We start from the raw sequence: 17627 nt of genomic DNA, 5'->3' as shown, positions 1-17627 counted from the left end.
CTTCGGTGGGCCCCACGGAAAGTGACAGGACCAGCGGGGGTCCTCAGACCAGGCCGGCGTCGTGGACGGCGATCGCGACCTGCACCCGGTTTGCGGCGTCGAGCTTGGTGAGGATCCGCGAGACGTGGGCCTTGACAGTCGCAAGGCTCATGTAGAGGTCGGTCGCGATCTGCGCGTTGGACATCCCGCGGCCGACGGCGACGGCGACCTCACGCTCGCGCTCGCTCAGGATCTCCAACCGCGCCTGCGCATCGCCGTCCCCGTCACCGAGGTCGCGTACGCGGCGGATCAGCTGCTCGGTGACACTCGGCGAGAGCATCGGCTCGCCCGCAGCGACCTTGCGCACCGCGTCGACGAGCACCTCCGGCGGCGTGTCCTTGAGGAGGAACCCGCTCGCGCCGTGCCGCAGTGCGCGCAGCACGTAGTCGTCCGCGTCGAACGTCGTCAGCACGATCACGTACGGGGGATCAGCGGCGCGCTGCAGCTCGGCGGTCGCCGTGAGCCCGTCCATCCGCGGCATGCGGATGTCCATCAGGACGACGTCGGCCGGATGCTCGCGCAGCGCCTGGAGCGCGGCCGCGCCGTCACCCGCCTCCGTCACGACCTCCAGGTCGGCGGCGCCACCGAGGATCAGCCGCAGCCCGGCGCGTACGAGGGCGTCGTCGTCGACCAGGGCCACACGGATCATGCCGGCCACGGTAGCGCCAGCGTCAGGACGAACTCGTCGCCGGTGATCCGATGGGTGAGGGTCCCGCCGACAAGGTCGGCGCGCTCGGCGAGGCCGACCAGCCCGAGCCCCGACGTGGGCAGCCGCTCGTGCACCGACCCGACGCGCAGCGGGTTGCGGACCTCGACGACGACGCCGTCCTCGGGCGCACCCCGCAGCGTCGCCGTGACGGAGGTGTCGGGCGCGTGCTTGTGGGCGTTGGTGAGTGCCTCCTGGACGACCCGGTAAGCCGTACGGCCGAGCCGCTCGGGCGGACCGAGCGTCGTGACCTCGTCGTCGAGGCGCACCCGCATGCCCGCCGACTGCGCGCCGCAGACGAGATCGGGCAGGTCGGCCCACGACGGCTGTGGTCGATCGCCGTCGTCCTCGCCGGCGCGGAGGATGCCGAGCACCTCGCGCAGGTCGGTCAGGGCGAGGTGCGCGTGGTCGCGGATGACCTCCGACGACGCGCGGACCTCCTCCGGCGGAAGGTCGGTCCGGTACGCGAGCGCTCCGGCGTGCATCGCGACCATGGAGATCCGGTGGGCCAGGACGTCATGCATCTCGCGGGCGATCCGGGCACGCTCGGCGATCTGGGCCTGTGCGACGCGGCTGGACTGCTCGGCCTCGGCGACGCGGGCGCGCTCACGCAACGTGTAGAGGAGCTCGCGCCGCGAACCGACGTACATGCCGATGGCGAAGACGATCGCGACGAGCATGACGCCCATCGCCAGGACGAATCCCCGCTCGTCCCTGATCGAGGGATCGATGAAGACGACGACGACCGTCTGGACCAGTACGAGGGCGCCGACGGGCACGATCTCGCGGAGGCGGCGACGGGTCGCGAGCGACGTAGCGGCGAGCAGCGCGGAGCCGGCGGCCGACATCGACCCCATCGCGATGACCGTGGTGAGCACGGCGACCCCGACGGGGTACCGGCGGCGCTGCGTCACTGCCGCCAGGGCGATCACGCCGCCGAGCAGGTCGAGCCAGAACCACCACGGTGCGTGATCGGCCTGCCACTCAGCGACCGGGATCCAGACGATCGCACCGACTGCGGAGGCGAGACCGAGGCGCCACGCCTGGCTCCACCAGCGCAGCGGCGGCTGGTACGCCGCGGGGTCGACCTCGTCCACGCTCACCAGCCTAGGCGAGCCCTTCACGTCCCCGTACCGGCCGAAGGTCGCCGATCCTCGGCCGAACCCCTACTTTCGGCTATCTGTCCCGATCCCATGGGCCGATGTCCGTGACCCCTCGTGCGGGGGATGCTGGAGGCATGATCGAAGTCCAGAACCTCTCGAAGAGGTACGGCGACCACCTCGCCGTCGACAACATCACCTTCGGGTGCCGCCCGGGCACGGTGACCGGCTTCCTCGGCCCGAACGGTGCCGGCAAGTCGACGACCCTGCGGATGCTCACCGGCCTGACTCACCCGACGTCGGGCTCCGCGACGATCGGCGGCCACCGCTACACCGACATCCCCAACCCCGGTGCGCAGATCGGCGTCCTCCTCGACGCCTCGGCACAGCACAACGGCCGGACGGGCCGCGAGGTCCTCACGATCGCCTCGCACACGATGGGCCTGCCCAAGAACCGCGTCGACGAGATGCTCGAGCTCGTGGGCCTCTCCGCCAAGGAGGCCAAGCGCCGGGTCGGCAACTACTCGCTCGGCATGCGCCAGCGTCTCGGCATCGCCCAGTCGCTGCTCGCGGACCCGCAGGTCCTCGTCCTCGACGAGCCCGCCAACGGCCTCGACCCCGCAGGCATCCACTGGATGCGCCAGCTGCTGCGCCACTACGCCGACCGTGGTGGCACGGTCCTGCTGTCGTCGCACCTGCTCCACGAGATCGAGGTCATCGCCGACGAGATCATCGTGATCGGCAACGGCCAGATCGTCGCCCAGGGTCGCAAGGAGGAGCTACTCGCCGGCGCGGGCACCTTCGTACGCGCGCTGGAGCCGGATGCGCTGGCTCGCGCGCTCTCGGTCGCGGGCATCCACGTCACGCCCGCGACCTCGGACGGGTTCGTCACGGACGCCGACCCCGCCGACGTCGGCAAAGCCGTCGCTGCTGCGGGTGTCGCCCTGATCGAGTTGCGGCCGGGAGACCGCGCCGGGCTCGAGGACCTGTTCTTGCAGCTCACCGCCGGCAACCAGCGCGACGCGCTCGCGCCGGCTCCCGCCCCCGGCTTCGGCCCGAACGTCCCCCAAGGAGGCCAGGCATGACCGCGCTCGCTCCCGAGGTCGGCATCGACCTCACCCGTCCCCGCGTCCCGTTCGTCCGGCTGGTGCGGGTGGAGCTGCGCAAGCTCGCCGACACCCGGGCGGGCAAGTGGCTCCTCGGCACGATCGCCGCGATCAGCCTCCTGGTCATGATCATCATGCTGTGGGTCGGCCTCGCCGAGGACGTGAATCTCGGTTTCACTGACTTCCTCGCCGGGATGAACATCCCGATGGGTGTGCTGCTGCCGGTCCTGGGCGTCCTGTCGGTGACCAGCGAGTGGTCACAGCGCACCGCGCTGGTCACCTTCACCCTCGAGCCGAACCGCGGCCGGGTGCTGGCCGCGAAGGTCGTCACGGGTCTGCTCACGGCACTGTTCGCCGTCGTCGCCGCCCTCGTCGCCGCCACGATCGGCACGCTGCTGATGGCCGTCCTCGGCTCCGGGGAGACGAGCTGGAGCATCGACGCCAGCCAGTTCGTCGGCTTCTACGCCGGGCAGGCACTCGCGCTGCTCATGGGGATCACGTTCGGCATGCTGCTCCTGAGCTCCCCGGCGGCGATCGTCGTGTACTTCGCGTGGGCGTTCGTGCTGCCGACGATCTTCGGGATTGCGGTCGCGTTCATCGGCTGGTTCGGCGACGTGTGGCCGTGGATCGACTTCTCGGCTGCACAGACACCGCTGTTCCAGGCCGGCGGGCCCAGCGGTGAGGAGTGGGCGCACCTCGGTGTCTCCGGCCTCATCTGGCTCGTCGTCCCGTTCGTCCTCGGCTGGTTCCGGGTGCTGCGCAGCGAGATCAAGTAGCGCGCGTGCCTCGTCCCCGATTCGGGCACTTCTCCACCGAACTCCGACCGGTGTTCGGTGGAGAACCGCCCGAATCGGGGACGGGAGGGGCACCTGGAAGACTGTCTCCATGGTGCAGAGCCGAAGCGTGTCCACAGCACGACGCCGCGACGTCGTCGTCCTCGGATCCACCGGCTCGATCGGGACCCAGGCGCTCGAGCTGGTCACCGCGAACCCGGACCGGTTCCGCGTCATCGGCATCGCCGCGGGCGGCAGCGACCCGGTCCTTCTCGCCCAGCAGGCGATCGCCCACGAGGTCGAGATCGTCGCCGTCGCGCAGGCCACCGCCGCCCAGGACGTCCAGCTCGCGCTGTACGCCGAGGCGCAGCGCCGCGGCTACGCCGAGGGGCAGTACCGGCTCCCGCGCATCCTCGCCGGCCCTCTCGCCGCCACCGAGCTCGCCGCGACGCCGTGCGATGTGGTGCTCAACGGGATCACCGGCGCCGTGGGCCTCGGCCCGACCATCGCCGCGCTCGAGGCAGGCACGACGCTCGCGCTGGCCAACAAAGAGTCGCTGATCATCGGAGGTCCGGTCGTCACCGCCCTCGCGCGGCCCGGTCAGATCGTGCCCGTCGACTCTGAGCACTCGGCGATCGCCCAGGCGCTGCGCAGCGGCACGGCAGACGAGGTGCGTCGCCTGGTCCTCACTGCGAGTGGCGGCCCGTTCCGTGGCCGTACCCGCGACGAGCTCACCGACGTCACCCCCGAGCAGGCGCTCGCGCACCCCAACTTCGCGATGGGGCCGGTCATCACGATCAACTCCGCGACCCTGGTCAACAAGGGCCTCGAGGTGATCGAGGCACACCTTCTGTTCGACGTGCCGATGGAGCGCGTCGACGTCGTCGTCCACCCGCAGCAGATGATCCACTCGATGGTCGAGTTCGTCGACGGCTCCACGATCGCGCAGGCGTCGCCGCCGTCGATGCTGATCCCGATCGCCCTCGGCATGGGCTGGCCCGACCGTGTCCCGGACGCCGGCCCGGGCTGTGACTGGACGAAGGCCTCGCAGTGGGACTTCGCCCCGCTGGACGACGACGCGTTCCCCGCCGTACGCCTCGCCCGTCGTGCCGGGACCGCCGGAGGCACCGCCCCTGCGGTCTACAACGCCGCCAACGAGGTGTGCGTCGCCTCGTTCCTCGCCGGAGAGCTGCCGTTCCTCGGGATCGTGGACACCGTCGGCGCCGTTCTCGACGAACACCTCACCGCCGCGCGCGTACTCTCGGAAGAGGAGCCGCTGACCGTCGACGACGTCCTGGCGGCCGACACGACTGCCCGTACGAGGGCCCACGAGCTGATCGCGGGCCACCAGAGTGCCGCAAAGGAGCGCCGATGACGGAGGTGCTGCTCTATACCCTTGGTGTCGTCGCCGTGGTCATCGGCCTCGCGGTCTCGATCGCGCTCCACGAGGTCGGGCACATGCTCCCGGCCAAGAAGTTCGGCGCCAAGGTCACCCAGTACTTCGTCGGCTTCGGCCGCACGGTCTGGTCCACCCGCAAGGGCGAGACCGAGTACGGCGTGAAGGCGATCCCGCTCGGCGGCTTCGTGAAGATCGTCGGCATGCTCCCGCCGCACCCTGGCGACGGCCCCGGGCAGGTCCGCCAGTCCAACACCGGGATGTTCACCCAACTCATCTCCGACGCCCGCTCGGCGGAGTACGAGCACGTGACGCCGGAGGACGAGCCGCGCCTGTTCTACCGCCTGCCGTGGTGGAAGAAGGCGATCGTGATGGTCGGCGGCCCGGCCGTCAACCTCGTCATCGCGTTCGTGCTGTTCGCCGCCGTCTTCATGACGATCGGCGCGAGCACCGTCAACACCACCGTGTCGGCGGTGTCGGACTGTGCGATCCCGTCGAGCGAGGCCGGACGCACCTGCACCACCTCCGACCCGGTCGCGCCAGCGAAGCAGGCCGGTCTCGAGGTCGGCGACGAGATCACGTCCTTCAACGGCACTCCGGTCACGAGCTGGGACCAGCTCTCGCGCGCGATCCGGGCCAACGGCAATGCACCGGCGACCATCGGGTTCGCGCGCGACGGCACCGACCGTACGGTCACCGTCAACACGTCCGTCCAGGCACGGACGTCGCTGGACGATCCCGACAAGGTCGAGGACGTCGGCTTCCTGGGCGTTTCGCCGACGCCGACGTACGAGCGCGAAGGCCTCGGCTATGTCGTCACCACGATGGGCGACATGACGGTCAACACCGTCAAGGCGATCGGGTCGCTGCCCGAGAAGATGGTCGAGGTCACCAAGGCCGCGTTCGGCGCCGAGCGCGCGGACGACACGCCGATGAGCCCGGTCGGTGCGAGCCGTGTGGCCGGCGAGGTGACGTCGGCCGAAGGCACCACGTGGACCGACCGCGTCCACTTCGTCGCCCTGCTGCTGGCGAGCATCAACCTCTTCATCGGCATCTTCAACCTGATCCCGCTCCTCCCGCTCGACGGCGGCCACATCGCCGGGGCGCTGTGGGAGGGGCTGCGCAACGCGATCGCGAGGCTGCGGCGCAAGCCGATCCCGGGGCCGGTCGACGTCGCCAAGATGCTCCCCGTCGCGTACGCCATGGGTGCCGTCCTCCTGGTGATGGGCATCATCCTGGTCTACGTCGACATCGTGAACCCCGTACGCCTGACCTGACCGTCGCACCACCTGATCTCGATCCGCACCGTTCGATCCGTACCGAGGAGACCTGGAACCGCATGGACGTCAACCTGGGAATGCCGGCCGCCCCGCCGCCGGTGCTCCGGCCCCGCCGACCCAGCCGAAAGATCAAGGTCGGCAAGGTCGAGGTCGGCGGAGACGCCCCGATCTCGGTGCAGTCCATGACGACGACGCCGACGGTCGACGTCAACGCGACCCTCCAGCAGATCGCCGAGCTCACCGCTGCCGGCTGCGACATCGTGCGTGTGGCGTGCCCGAGCCAGGACGACGCCGAGGCGCTGCCCGACATCGCGCGCAAGTCGCAGATCCCCGTGATCGCCGACATCCACTTCCAGCCGAAGTACGTCTTCTCCGCGATCGAGGCCGGCTGCGCCGCGGTGCGCGTCAACCCGGGCAACATCCGCAAGTTCGACGACCAGGTCAAGCAGATCGCGCAGGCCGCGAAGGACCACGGCACGTCGATCCGGATCGGCGTCAACGCGGGCTCGCTCGACAAGCGGCTGCTGGAGAAGTACGGCAAGCCGACCCCGGAGGCGCTCGTCGAGTCGGCCGTGTGGGAGGCGTCGCTGTTCGAGGAGCACGACTTCCACGACTTCAAGATCTCGGTGAAGCACAACGACCCGGTCGTGATGGTGCGGGCGTACGAGCTGCTCGCCGAGAAGGGCGACTGGCCGCTGCACCTCGGCGTCACCGAGGCGGGGCCGGCGTTCCAGGGCACGATCAAGTCCGCGACCGCGTTCGGTGCGCTGCTGAGCCAAGGGATCGGTGACACGATCCGCGTCTCGCTGTCGGCGCCGCCGGTCGAGGAGGTCAAGGTCGGCATCCAGATCCTCCAGGCGCTCAACCTGCGTCCCCGCAAGCTCGAGATCGTGTCGTGCCCGTCGTGCGGCCGCGCCCAGGTGGACGTCTACACGCTGGCCGAGGAGGTCACCGCCGGCCTCGAGGGCATGGAGGTGCCGCTGCGCGTCGCCGTCATGGGCTGCGTCGTCAACGGTCCGGGCGAGGCGCGCGAGGCCGACCTCGGGGTCGCCTCCGGCAACGGCAAGGGCCAGATCTTCGTCAAGGGCGAGGTCATCAAGACCGTGCCGGAGTCGAAGATCGTCGAGACGCTCATCGAAGAGGCGATGCGGATCGCCGAGGAGATGGAGCCGGTCGAGGGTGCGTCGCCCGAGGTCGCCGTCTCCTAGGCTTCGGTGCCCGCCCCGGCGAGCTCGGCGACAATGTCGAGGTGCCCGGCGTGGCGCGCATACTCCTGGACCAGGTGCAGCAGGATCCATGCAAGGTTCGGAGGGTCCTCCGAGAACCGTCCACCGAGCTGCGCGACGTCTTCCAACGAGGCATCCGACGTGATCTCACGGGATCGGGCGGTCCGTGCGACGAAGCGGCGACGCAGCTCCTCGTACGACGTGTCGTCTGCTACCGACCATCCGCCCTCCGGCGTGGCGTCGCCCCACGGGTCGGCGACCTGCTCGGCGAGGAACCCCCACTCCAGCCAGCGGCGTTCGACGTGCGTGAGGTGGGTGAGCAGCCCGATCGGCGCCCACCCCGACGGGACTCGCGTACGCCGCCGCTCGTCGTCGCTCATCGCGTCGAGCGTGAGCAGGACGGCGTCGCGCAGATGGTCGAGCTGCCCTTCCAGGAGCCGGAGGGGGTCACGCAGGGCCTGCGGAGGCTCGCCGAGCGGTGTGTCAGGCATCTCCAGACCGTACGTCGTCCGCGGACCATGGCCCGTGCGTGGGTAGCCGGATAGGCTCACCACACGGACCGGCGGGAGGAGGACGCATGCTGAGCACCACGACGGGTGTTCGCGTGCTGTACGAGGACGATCTCCCGCTCCTGCAGACGCTCATCGACCGTGACCCGATAGTCAACCTGTTCGTCGACCACCGCGCGACGACGACACGTCTCCAGGCGCGTTGGCTGGGCGGTGAGGTCTGGGGCTATTTCGAGGACGGCACGCTCGTCTCCGCCTGCCACGTCGGCGCCAACCTCGTCCCGGTGGAGGCGACCGGCCGCGCGGTCGACGCGTTCGCCTACCGAGCCGAGAGCCACGGCCGACTGTCGTCGTCGATCGTCGGTCCCCGTGACGCCGTCGTCCGGCTGTGGGACCACCTCGCACCCGAGTGGGGGCCGGCGCGCTCCCTGCGGCTCGATCAGCCGTTCCTGGAGATCGCCGGGCCACCGGCGGTGACGCCTGACCCGCGGCTGCGCCCGGTGCTCATCGACGAGATCGACCTCCTTTATCCGGCGAGCGTCGCGATGTTCACCGAGGAGGTCGGCGAGAGCCCCGAGCTGCCCGGACGCAACAGCTACCGCGCGCGCGTCACGCAGCTGGTCAGCCGCGGCTGGGCGTACGCGATCATCGAGGACGGCGAGGTGCTCTTCAAGGCCGAGGTGGGGTCGGCGACCGCACGCGGCTGCCAGGTCCAAGGGGTGTACGTGTCGCCCGAGCACCGCGGCAAGGGGCTCGGTACGGCAGGGATGGCCGCTGTCGTCGAGCGCGCGCAGCGTGAGGTCGCGCCGGTCGTGTCGTTGTACGTGAACGACTACAACATCCCCGCACGGCGGGTGTACGAGCGCGTCGGCTTCGTCCAGACCACGACCTTCGCGTCGGTGCTGTTCTGATGCGCGCCGGACGTACGGCGGTGACGCTCGCGATCGCCGTCCTGCTCACGCTCGGCCTCGTCGCCGCACCCGCGCAGGCGGCAGTACGCGACGTGCCCGACGCCCGCGGCGACGCGCTCAGCGCCCTCGACATCTCGTCCCTTCGCGTGCGCAACGCCGAGCACCGGGTCACGGTCGCGCTGCGCATCCCGCGGCTCGAGCGTCGGCGGTTGGGCGGGTTCACGGTCTTCGTGGGCCGCAAGGTCGCGGGGCGCCCCGAGTACGCAGCGTCCAAGGTGCGGCGTGGCTCCGGCTGGGACACGACGTGGCAGCGTCTCGACGACGAGCGGCGGAGCTGCAAGGGCTTGCGGATGCAGGTCAAGCCGCGTCGCGTCGTCGTCTCGATCCCTCAACGGTGCCTCGACGCCAACCGCTCCGCCGTGCGCGTGCAGGTCGCGGTGTTCACCCGCGCCTACCTTCGCGGCGACGTCCCCGACGAGGTGCTGCTCGACCCGTCCCCGGGTCCGACGCTGCCGATCGACGGGGTGCCGAAGGTCCGCGGCACGAAGATGACGCGCTGGGTCGCCTACCGCTGACAGTGACGGCCTCGTACGGGGCCTACTCACCCGAGATCTCGATCGCGTCACAGCGAGCAGACAGCCGTTCTGCCTGACCCTGTGGCGGGCTACGCTGCGGCCACCATCAACGCAGGAGCACCCCATGATCCGTACCCTCCGGGCCCTCGCTGCCGCCGGCGCCGCCGCAGCCCTCGTCGTCACCGCGACCGCCTCGCCCGCCGCTGCGAAGACCCGCAGCTTCACCGACAAGAAGGACGACGCGACCTCTGCCCTCGACATCACCAAGGTGAAGGTCACCAACAAGAAGAGCGCCGTCGTCGTGCGCCTGTCGGTGCCGGGGCTTCGCAAGTCGAAGGTGGGCGGCGTCATGGTCGGCGTCCGCACCAAGGCCAAGGGCCGCCCCGAGTTCGTGTCGACGAAGATGCGCATGGAGGGTGCCGGCTGGATGCCGCTCATGCTCATGGACGAGGACTCCGAGGAGCTCGCCGTCGCGTGCAAGGGCGATCGTGTCCGCTTCAACAAGAAGTCGATCACCGTCCGCCTCCCGCAGCGCTGCCTGGGCGCCAACATGAAGGCCGTGAAGGTCGTTGCCGCCGTCTTCGGGCGCGACGACGAGATCCTCCTCGAGGAGGAGCCCGAGGAGGGTCCGGAGGCGCAGATCGACGTCTACCCGAGCCTGACCTCCGAGCGCATGTCGCCCTGGGTGCGCTACCGATGAGGCGCACTCTCCGTACGCTCGCGGTCGGTGCGGCGGTGTCGACGCTCGTCGTCGGCGCGGCCGCCTCACCGGCGGTGGCGAAGACACGCTCCTTCAAGGACGCGCGGGGCGACGCGACGGCCGCGGTCGATATGACCAAGATCAAGGTCGCCAACAAGAAGCGCGCTCTTGTCGTCCGCATCACCGTCCCCGAGCTCAAGAAGTCCGAGCTGGAGGCAGTCACCGTCACGATCGTGACGAAGGCCCGCGCTCGCCCGCTGTTCATCTCCAGCAAGGCGCGCTATCCCGACGGCCCATGGTCGTCGTTGGCCCTCATCAGCTTCCAGGACGAGTCGACCGTACGGTGCCGCGGTGACCGCATCCGTTTCGGTGCGCGCGCGATCACCGTGCGCATCCCGCAGCGCTGCCTCGACCGCAACCGCAAGCCCGTGCGCGTCAGTGTCTCGCTGGTCTCACGCCAGAACGACGGTGTCAGCTCGCCCCAGCCCGGGCCCGACACCTATGCCGACGGCTACCCGTCGCTCGTTTCGCCCAAGCAGCCGCCCTGGGTCCGCTACCGGTGAGCCGCGGGATGCGTGTGCTCGCGGTCGGGATGGCTGCATCGGCGCTCGTCGTCGGTGCAGCCGCCTCACCGGCGGCAGCCAAGACGCGCGGCTTCTCCGACACACGTGGTGACGCGACCTCTGCCCTCGACATCACGAAGGTGAAGGTCGCCAACAAGAAGCACGCGGTCGTCGTCCGGCTGTCGGTGCCAGGCCTGAAGAACTCACAGCTCGGCCTGGTCTCGGTCACCGTCAAGCCCCGGCACCGCCCGATGTTCGCGGTGACCAGGGCCCGCTTCGACGGCCGGTGGCACCGCGCCTCCCTCGTACGCCGCGATGTCGGCGCCGTGGTCCGGTGCAGGGGGGACCAGGTCGCTTTCGGAAGGCGGTCGATCACGGTCCGCATCCCGCACCGTTGCCTCGGCGGCTCCAACACGGCGGTCCGCGTCCGGGCCGAAGTCGTGGAGCGCGAGGACGAGCTGACACGCGGCCCGGCGCCCGCCTCGGCGGCCGTGTTGGGCGGGTCCGACACCTTCCCCGACGCCCGCCACGGGTTGTCCGCGTGGGTCCGCCGCGGCTGATCCGTCTCGTGCCCGGTCGCTAGGCTGGGCACCGCACACCCACCCCGAACCAGGAGTACGCCCGTGGTCACCCGCATGTCTCGTCTCTTCCTCCGTACCCTTCGCGAGGACCCGGCGGACGCGGAGGTCCCGTCGCACCGTCTCCTGGTTCGAGCGGGGTACGTGCGTCGCGCGGCTCCCGGCATCTATTCGTGGCTCCCGCTCGGTCTGCGGGTGCTGCGCAAGGTCGAGGGGATCGTCCGCGAGGAGATGAACCGCATCGGCGCCCAGGAGGTGTCGTTCCCCGCGCTGCTCCCCAGGGAGCCGTACGAGGCGACGGGGCGCTGGCAGGAGTACGGACCGAACCTGTTCCGCCTCAAGGACCGGCGCGACGTCGACATGCTGCTCGGCCCCACCCATGAGGAGATGTTCACGCTCCTCGTGAAGGACCTCTACTCGTCCTACAAGGACCTGCCGCTCGCGCTCTACCAGATCCAGACGAAGTACCGCGACGAGGCGCGACCCCGCGCGGGCCTGCTGCGCGGGCGCGAGTTCATCATGAAGGACTCCTACTCCTTCGACGTCGACGACGACGGCCTCAAGCGTGCGTACGAAGAGCACCGCGAGGCCTACATCCGGATCTTCGACCGGCTCGGTCTCGACTACGTCATCGTCCAGGCCGTCTCCGGAGCGATGGGCGGCTCGGCGAGCGAGGAGTTCCTCGCGACCGCCGTCAACGGCGAGGACACCTACGTCCGCTCGCCGGGGGGATACGCGGCGAACGTCGAGGCGGTGACCACCGTTGCGCCGGAGCCGCTGAGCGACGAGCAGATCGCGTCGCTCCCCGCGGCCCACGTCGAGGACACCCCGGACACGCCCACGATCGAGACCCTGGTGGCGCTGGCGAACGCGCGCTTCCCGCGCGACGACCGTCCTTGGACCGCGGCCGACACCCTCAAGAACGTCGTCCTCTGGGTCCGCCAGCCCGACGGTTCCCGCGAGGTCCTCGTCGTCGGGCTCCCCGGCGACCGCGAGGTCGACCTCAAGCGGCTCGAGGCCCAGGTCGCCCCGGGTGAGATCGACGCGTTCGAGGACGGCGACTTCGCCAAGCAGCCCGCACTGGTCCGCGGCTACATCGGCCCGCAGACGCTCGGGGAGGAGTCCGACTCCGGCATCCGCTATCTCGTCGACCCTCGCGTCGCGCGCGGCACGGCGTGGCTGACCGGCGCCGACGAGCCCGGCAAGCACGTCTTCGACCTCGTGTGTGGACGAGACTTCACGCCCGACGGCACGATCGAGGCCGCCGAGGTCCGCCCCGGCGATCCCGCTCCGGACGGCTCGGGTCCGCTCGAGCTCGCGCGCGGCATCGAGATGGGCCACATCTTCCAGCTCGGCCGCAAGTATGCCGACGCGCTTGGGCTGAAGGTGCTCGACGAGAACGGCAAGCTCGTCACGGTCACCATGGGCTCGTACGGCATCGGCGTCTCGCGCGCGGTCGCGGCCATCATCGAGAACAGCCACGACGAGTCCGGCATCGTGTGGCCCGCCGAGGTCGCCCCGTACGACGTGCACGTCGTCGCCACCGGCAAGGACACCGAGGTCTTCGACACCGCGGCGCGTCTTGCCGGGGAGCTTGAGGCCGCTGGGGTCGAGGTGCTGTACGACGACCGTCCCAAGGTCTCGCCCGGCGTGAAGTTCAAGGATGCCGAGCTCATCGGTGTCCCGACGATCGTCGTGGTCGGCCGTGGGCTCGCCGAGGGTGTCGTCGAGGTCAAGGACCGCAAGACCGGCGTCCGCGAGAACGTCCCGCTGGACCTCGTCGTCGAGCAGCTCGCCTCGCGCTGACGCCTGTCGTGGGCACTGTGCGGTCCATCGGTGCCACATCCTGGCACTGATGGACCGCGCTCCTGCGCCCTTGCCTCAGAAGGCGATCAGGGGATTGATGCGCTCGAGCACGAGCATGTCGGCGAACGTGCCGTTGCGCCGCACCTGACCGGCCCGTTCGGTCCCCGACATCTCGAACCCGCATGCTCTCGCCACCGCGAGCGAGTCGCGGTTGAGCTCGTCGACGCGCACGTACGCCCGAAGCGCTCCCATCCCGCCCATGTCGCGCGGCGTGAACGCGTGCGCGACGAGGGTCTCGGTCGCCGCCTGCGCATACCCGTGCCCTCGGGCGTCCGGGTGCAGCCAGTAGCCGATCTCGACGCTCGTGTCGGTACGGCGCGGGATGCCCACCGCTCCGAGCAGTCGGTCGGTCCGCGGGTCGGCGACCGCCCACGAGAAGGACGAACCGGTCGCCGCCGCGTCGGTCACCAGCGCGCGGAACGCCGCGGCGTCCTCGAGTCGGTACGGGGTGGGGAACGTCGGCATCCAGCGCTGGACGGCCGGGTCGTTGCCGCCTTCGACGATCCGTGCGTCGTCGTCCGCGCGCAGCGGTCGTACGACCACGTCCTCACCCTCCAGCGTCGGCAGCGACCACCAGTGGCCGAGCGGTGCCCGCTCGTCGTCGCGGTGCAGCGTCGCCACCCAGGCGTCCTGGTAGCCGCCGTGCTCCGCGAGCCAGCGGTGCACCGTGCCGCCGAAGGTGAACCCGCAGCGCCACGCGAGCTTGCGCGACCCCCAGTTGCCGCGTACCGCCCACCAGATGACCGTCTGGGTCGCGAGCGTGTCGAACGCGTAGTCGAGGAGCAGGTCGAGCGCCTGGGTCATCACGCCGAGGCCACGTACGGCGGGGTGGGCGACGAAGCCGACGTCAGCCCTGCCGGACCCGAGGTCGCGCAACGAGACGGTGCCTGCGTAGCGCCGGCGCCCGTCGGGGTGGGTGGCCACGACCGCGAACGCCCGCTCGGACCCCGTACGCCATCCCTGCGGGACGGTCGTCGTCAGGAACTCGAGGCCCATCGCCGCGTCGTACCCGCGGGGGATCATCGTCCACGCCACGCTCTGCGGGTCGAGGCACTGCTCGACGAGGGCGTCGAGGTCGTCCTCGCGGTGGGCGCGCAGCTCCACGTCGCCGTCCCGCAGCACGGGGACGCCGTCAGGGAAGGCCGCTGTCGGGAAGGTCATGGACCGCACCTTCGCACACCGGTCCGCGGACGTCTCGTCGGTTTCGCCCGGCTCAGGAGACGCCGGGGAGCGCGCTGGGCTGCCCGCCCCACGCGAGCAGCGTCGTGGCCGACTCCGTGAGCGCGGTGGCCGCGTAGGTGCGTGCCGCGCCCGTCGTCACCCCGACCACCACGAGCCAACTGCGGCACAGCCCGGCCTCGACCGCCTGCGCGACGCGCCGGGCGCCCGCCGCGTTGTCGACCGCGCCGGTCTCGTACGCGGGCTGTGCCTCCACGGGCGTCTGACCGTCGCGGACCAGGCGCGCCATCACGTCGTCGCGGCGCTTGCGGTGCAGGGCGAACGCGGACGCGGCCTGGCGCTGCACGGCAGAGCCCTCCGCGAGCCGACCCGCGATCAGCCCGTACGCGTAGACCGCGGCGTGCTCGCCGGCGAGGGCGTTCTGCCAGGCATCCGTCGGATCGGTCTCGACGTCGGCGCCATGGTCGCCGTCGCGCCTCACGCAGCGCCTCGCTGACGGCGAAGGACCACCACGTCCTGGGCATACCCGGCCGCCAGCGCGCCGAGGAGGCGCGCGACCCCGCCGTCGATCGCCGTGCCGCAGTCGCCGCTGCGGGCAACCTCGGCGGTGCGGGTCTGGGTGATCAGCGCGCTCATCGCGGCCGCCGGACGGGGCGGGACAGCGGGTGAGGTGGGTTCCGGTGCGGTGGTGCCCGGGGACGCCGGGGTGTCGGTCGCGGGGGAGGCGTCGTCGCCGAGGGCCTCGTCGAGTGCAGCGAGGCGCTCCTCGCTGCGTGCGACCAACGCCGCGAGCGACCCGGCGAGCCCTGCGTGGGCCGCCGCGGTCGCGCGGACCGCGGCGAGGAGGGCTTCCTGTTCGTCGCGCGCGGAGACCAGGCGCTCGCGGTCCGGGTGGACCTCAGCGGCAGGATCCGCGGGCGTACGGTCGAGCCACGAGCACCCTGCGACGGCCGACAGCGCCACCGCGCCGGAGCCGAGCAAGAGCGTTCGGCGGCCGACCCCGTGGCGGGGCGCCGCACCGAGAATGGTCACGCCCTCACGCTATCGGAGGCGCCGTGAACCCGGTCCTGCGCGACCCGGGTCGGCCGCCGCGTGACGTTCTCGGCGACGCCCTAGACTTGTCCCTGGCTCGGAAGCGACCCCGTGCGTACGACGTACGCGCGGCACAACAGAAAACGGAGGCGTGCCATGGCAACGACACCGGTCCCCGACACCCTCCGGCAGGCGCTGGACGAGGTCGTGACCTCGCACGGCATGGACCTCGACGCCGTCGAGCTCACTGGAGGGCGAGTCCTGCGCGTCGTCGTCGACGCAGAGAACGCCCTGAACCTCGACGACATCGCCAAGGTCACCCGGGCCGTCTCGACGGCCCTCGACGACACCAACGACCTGGGCTCGGCTCCATACACGCTGGAGGTCTCCACGCGTGGCACGAGCCGCCCGCTGACCCTCCCTCGCCACTGGTCGCGCAACGTCGACCGTTGGGTCAAGGTGACGCCTGCAGAGGGCGACGTGTTCGAGGGCCGCATCCTCTCCGCCGACGATGCGGGTGCTGTGATCCGCACCGAGACTGGGGAGCGGGACGTGGCGTACGAGGACGTGAAGAAGGCAAAGATCGAGCCCGAGCTGAAGCGGAAGGACGTCTGATGGACATCGACATGGCGGTGCTGCGCGCTCTGGAGCACGAGAAGGACCTGCCTCTCGGCGTCGTCGTGACGGCGATCGAGCAGGCGCTCCTGGTCGCGTACCACCGCACGCCGGGTGCCCGCAGCAATGCGCGGGTCGAGCTCGACCGCCGGTCCGGCCACGTGGTGGTCTGGGCGCGCGACCGGGTGGAGACCGAGGACGGCTTCACCCTCACCGAGGAGTTCGAAGACACCCCCGACGACTTCGGACGGATCGCGGCGACGACTGCCAAGCAGATCATCCTGCAGCGGCTGCGCGACGCCGAGGACGAGCAGCGCTTCGGGGAGTTCGCCGCACGCGAGGGCGACATCGTGTCCGGCGTGATCCAGCAGGGCCGCGAGCCCGGTGACGTCCTCGTCGATCTGGGTCGTGTCGAGGCGCTGCTGCCGGTCGCCGAGCGCGTGCCGGGGGAGTCGTACGAGCACGGCGAGCGGATCAAGGCGCTGGTGACCAGCGTGCGCCGTGGACCGCGTGGTCCGCAGGTCCAGGTCTCGCGCACCCATCCCAACCTCGTCAAGAAGCTGTTCGCCCTCGAGGTCCCCGAGATCGAGGACGGCACTGTCGAGATCGCCGGGATCGCCCGGGAGGCCGGTCACCGGACCAAGATCGCCGTACGCTCGACCGCGCCGGGCGTGAACGCGAAGGGTGCCTCGATCGGTCCGATGGGCCAGCGGGTCCGCAACGTGATGTCCGAGCTGCACGGAGAGAAGATCGACATCGTCGACTTCTCCGAGGAGCCAACCGAGTACATCGCGCACGCGCTCTCGCCGGCGCAGGTGAGCTCGGTCACGGTCGTGGACCCGGACGCCAAGGCGGCCCGGGTGATCGTGCCCGACTTCCAGCTGTCGCTGGCGATCGGCAAGGAGGGGCAGAACGCCCGCCTCGCCGCGCGTCTGACCGGCTGGCGCATCGACATCCGGCCTGACACCGAGGTCGTGCAGGACTCGGCGAGGCGCTGAGAGGTGTCGTCCGCCCTGCTGCGACGGATGTCGAGCAGGGTGGGCGACAGCGCCAGGAGCGACCCGCTAGACTGACAGACGGTGAATCACTCGACTCCAGCCGGTGGCGCGTCACACGACGAGGCTCCGGAGGCTCCGGTACGTGTACGGCCCGTTCGTACGTGCATCGGCTGCCGGGAGCGAGGCGACAAATCCGATCTGGTTCGGGTCGTGGCGATCCACGGCGAGGCGATTACCTTCGTCACGCCTGATCTTCGCGGCGCAGCACCGGGACGTGGGGCGCACCTGCACCTCGACGTCGCGTGCCTCGAACGAGCGACGCAGCGCAAGGCGTTCGCACGGGCCCTCCGCCTGGAGGGGCCGTTGGACATCGGACCGCTCGACGCCTACGTACGAGGATCGACCAGGCAGACGCAGCCGGCACCGTCAACAGGCGGTGCGTAGACAGAAGTGGAGCACACGCTCATGAGCAGTC

At 70.6% G+C, this 17627-nt stretch carries 20 protein-coding genes; 14 read left to right on the top strand and 6 right to left on the bottom strand.

Translation table 11 applies throughout. The features are described 5' to 3' along the window. Positions 1 to 43: 43 nt before the first annotated feature. Together H4N58_RS12505 and H4N58_RS12500 are read right to left on the bottom strand one after the other, a co-directional pair. A complete protein-coding gene (locus H4N58_RS12505) occupies positions 44 to 688 on the bottom strand; it encodes a response regulator transcription factor (protein WP_167003526.1) in 645 nt (214 codons plus the stop codon). Next, positions 685 to 1842, bottom strand: coding sequence for a sensor histidine kinase (locus tag H4N58_RS12500; protein WP_167250445.1), 1158 nt, complete (start codon positions 1840 to 1842; stop codon positions 685 to 687). Before H4N58_RS12500 ends, H4N58_RS12505 begins: the two co-directional genes overlap by 4 nt. A 140-nt stretch (positions 1843 to 1982) precedes the next feature. On the opposite strand from H4N58_RS12500, the gene H4N58_RS12495 reads away from it, so the two are divergent. The 5 genes from H4N58_RS12495 to ispG all read left to right on the top strand — a co-directional run bounded on the left by H4N58_RS12495 (position 1983) and on the right by ispG (position 7608). Beyond that, positions 1983 to 2930 carry an ABC transporter ATP-binding protein gene (locus tag H4N58_RS12495; RefSeq protein ID WP_167250447.1) on the top strand — a complete coding sequence of 316 codons (948 nt, stop codon included), beginning with the start codon at positions 1983 to 1985 and terminating at the stop codon, positions 2928 to 2930. Further along, positions 2927 to 3727, top strand: coding sequence for an ABC transporter permease (locus tag H4N58_RS12490; protein ID WP_167250450.1), 801 nt, complete (start codon positions 2927 to 2929; stop codon positions 3725 to 3727). Before H4N58_RS12495 ends, H4N58_RS12490 begins: the two co-directional genes overlap by 4 nt. 109 nt (positions 3728 to 3836) lie before the next feature. Next, positions 3837 to 5099, top strand: coding sequence for a 1-deoxy-D-xylulose-5-phosphate reductoisomerase (gene dxr, locus H4N58_RS12485; RefSeq protein WP_167250452.1), 1263 nt, complete (start codon positions 3837 to 3839; stop codon positions 5097 to 5099). Continuing rightward, complete coding sequence (locus H4N58_RS12480) at positions 5096 to 6397, top strand: RIP metalloprotease (protein ID WP_167003517.1); 1302 nt, start codon at positions 5096 to 5098, stop codon at positions 6395 to 6397. The genes dxr and H4N58_RS12480 overlap by 4 nt, the downstream gene beginning before the upstream one ends. Positions 6398 to 6459: 62 nt before the next feature. Beyond that, positions 6460 to 7608 carry a flavodoxin-dependent (E)-4-hydroxy-3-methylbut-2-enyl-diphosphate synthase gene (gene ispG, locus H4N58_RS12475; protein ID WP_167003516.1) on the top strand — a complete coding sequence of 383 codons (1149 nt, stop codon included), beginning with the start codon at positions 6460 to 6462 and terminating at the stop codon, positions 7606 to 7608. Here the strand turns inward: ispG and H4N58_RS12470 are convergent. Continuing rightward, positions 7605 to 8117 carry a DUF664 domain-containing protein gene (locus tag H4N58_RS12470; protein WP_167250454.1) on the bottom strand — a complete coding sequence of 171 codons (513 nt, stop codon included), beginning with the start codon at positions 8115 to 8117 and terminating at the stop codon, positions 7605 to 7607. The genes ispG and H4N58_RS12470 overlap by 4 nt on opposite strands. 86 nt (positions 8118 to 8203) lie before the next feature. Between H4N58_RS12470 and H4N58_RS12465 the strand changes: the two genes are divergently transcribed. From H4N58_RS12465 to H4N58_RS12440, 6 genes are all read left to right on the top strand, one after another. Further along, positions 8204 to 9046, top strand: a complete 843-nt coding sequence (locus H4N58_RS12465; RefSeq protein WP_167003512.1) for a GNAT family N-acetyltransferase — start codon at positions 8204 to 8206, stop codon at positions 9044 to 9046. Further along, positions 9046 to 9621 (top strand): hypothetical protein, encoded by a 576-nt coding sequence (locus H4N58_RS12460; protein ID WP_167003510.1) that lies wholly within the window; start codon positions 9046 to 9048, stop codon positions 9619 to 9621. Before H4N58_RS12465 ends, H4N58_RS12460 begins: the two co-directional genes overlap by 1 nt. A 124-nt stretch (positions 9622 to 9745) precedes the next feature. Then, positions 9746 to 10321 (top strand): hypothetical protein, encoded by a 576-nt coding sequence (locus H4N58_RS12455; RefSeq protein ID WP_167250456.1) that lies wholly within the window; start codon positions 9746 to 9748, stop codon positions 10319 to 10321. Continuing rightward, the gene (locus H4N58_RS12450; RefSeq protein ID WP_167003506.1) at positions 10318 to 10884 is read left to right on the top strand and encodes a hypothetical protein; all 567 of its coding nucleotides are present in this window, start codon (positions 10318 to 10320) and stop codon (positions 10882 to 10884) included. Before H4N58_RS12455 ends, H4N58_RS12450 begins: the two co-directional genes overlap by 4 nt. Before the next feature lie 8 nt (positions 10885 to 10892). After that, positions 10893 to 11444, top strand: coding sequence for a hypothetical protein (locus H4N58_RS12445; RefSeq protein ID WP_167003504.1), 552 nt, complete (start codon positions 10893 to 10895; stop codon positions 11442 to 11444). A gap of 63 nt (positions 11445 to 11507) precedes the next feature. Beyond that, positions 11508 to 13268 carry a proline--tRNA ligase gene (locus tag H4N58_RS12440; RefSeq protein WP_167003502.1) on the top strand — a complete coding sequence of 587 codons (1761 nt, stop codon included), beginning with the start codon at positions 11508 to 11510 and terminating at the stop codon, positions 13266 to 13268. Between the two features lie 75 nt (positions 13269 to 13343). On the opposite strand, the gene H4N58_RS12435 is transcribed toward H4N58_RS12440, so the two are convergent. From H4N58_RS12435 to H4N58_RS12425, 3 genes are read right to left on the bottom strand one after another with little or no spacing between them, the layout of a single operon-like run. Then, positions 13344 to 14489: a GNAT family N-acetyltransferase gene (locus H4N58_RS12435; RefSeq protein WP_167250458.1), complete on the bottom strand. Its 1146-nt coding sequence runs from the start codon at positions 14487 to 14489 to the stop codon at positions 13344 to 13346. Between the two features lie 52 nt (positions 14490 to 14541). Beyond that, positions 14542 to 14988 carry a ferritin-like domain-containing protein gene (locus H4N58_RS12430; RefSeq protein WP_167250460.1) on the bottom strand — a complete coding sequence of 149 codons (447 nt, stop codon included), beginning with the start codon at positions 14986 to 14988 and terminating at the stop codon, positions 14542 to 14544. Then, a complete protein-coding gene (locus H4N58_RS12425; protein WP_167250462.1) occupies positions 14985 to 15539 on the bottom strand; it encodes a hypothetical protein in 555 nt (184 codons plus the stop codon). The genes H4N58_RS12430 and H4N58_RS12425 overlap by 4 nt, the downstream gene beginning before the upstream one ends. Before the next feature lie 156 nt (positions 15540 to 15695). On the opposite strand from H4N58_RS12425, the gene rimP reads away from it, so the two are divergent. The 3 genes from rimP to H4N58_RS12410 all read left to right on the top strand — a co-directional run bounded on the left by rimP (position 15696) and on the right by H4N58_RS12410 (position 17596). Further along, complete coding sequence (gene rimP / locus H4N58_RS12420) at positions 15696 to 16154, top strand: ribosome maturation factor RimP (protein WP_167250464.1); 459 nt, start codon at positions 15696 to 15698, stop codon at positions 16152 to 16154. Beyond that, a complete protein-coding gene (gene nusA / locus H4N58_RS12415; RefSeq protein ID WP_167250466.1) occupies positions 16154 to 17152 on the top strand; it encodes a transcription termination factor NusA in 999 nt (332 codons plus the stop codon). The genes rimP and nusA overlap by 1 nt, the downstream gene beginning before the upstream one ends. Positions 17153 to 17233: 81 nt before the next feature. Further along, the gene (locus H4N58_RS12410) at positions 17234 to 17596 is read left to right on the top strand and encodes a YlxR family protein (RefSeq protein ID WP_167003490.1); all 363 of its coding nucleotides are present in this window, start codon (positions 17234 to 17236) and stop codon (positions 17594 to 17596) included. The last annotated feature ends 31 nt before the right edge of the window (positions 17597 to 17627 follow it).

This window comes from Mumia sp. ZJ1417 (assembly GCF_014127285.1).
Lineage (GTDB): Bacteria > Actinomycetota > Actinomycetes > Propionibacteriales > Nocardioidaceae > Mumia.
The sequence above is the reverse complement of the archived record's forward strand: the minus strand, read 5'-3'. Positions and strand labels throughout refer to the sequence as shown.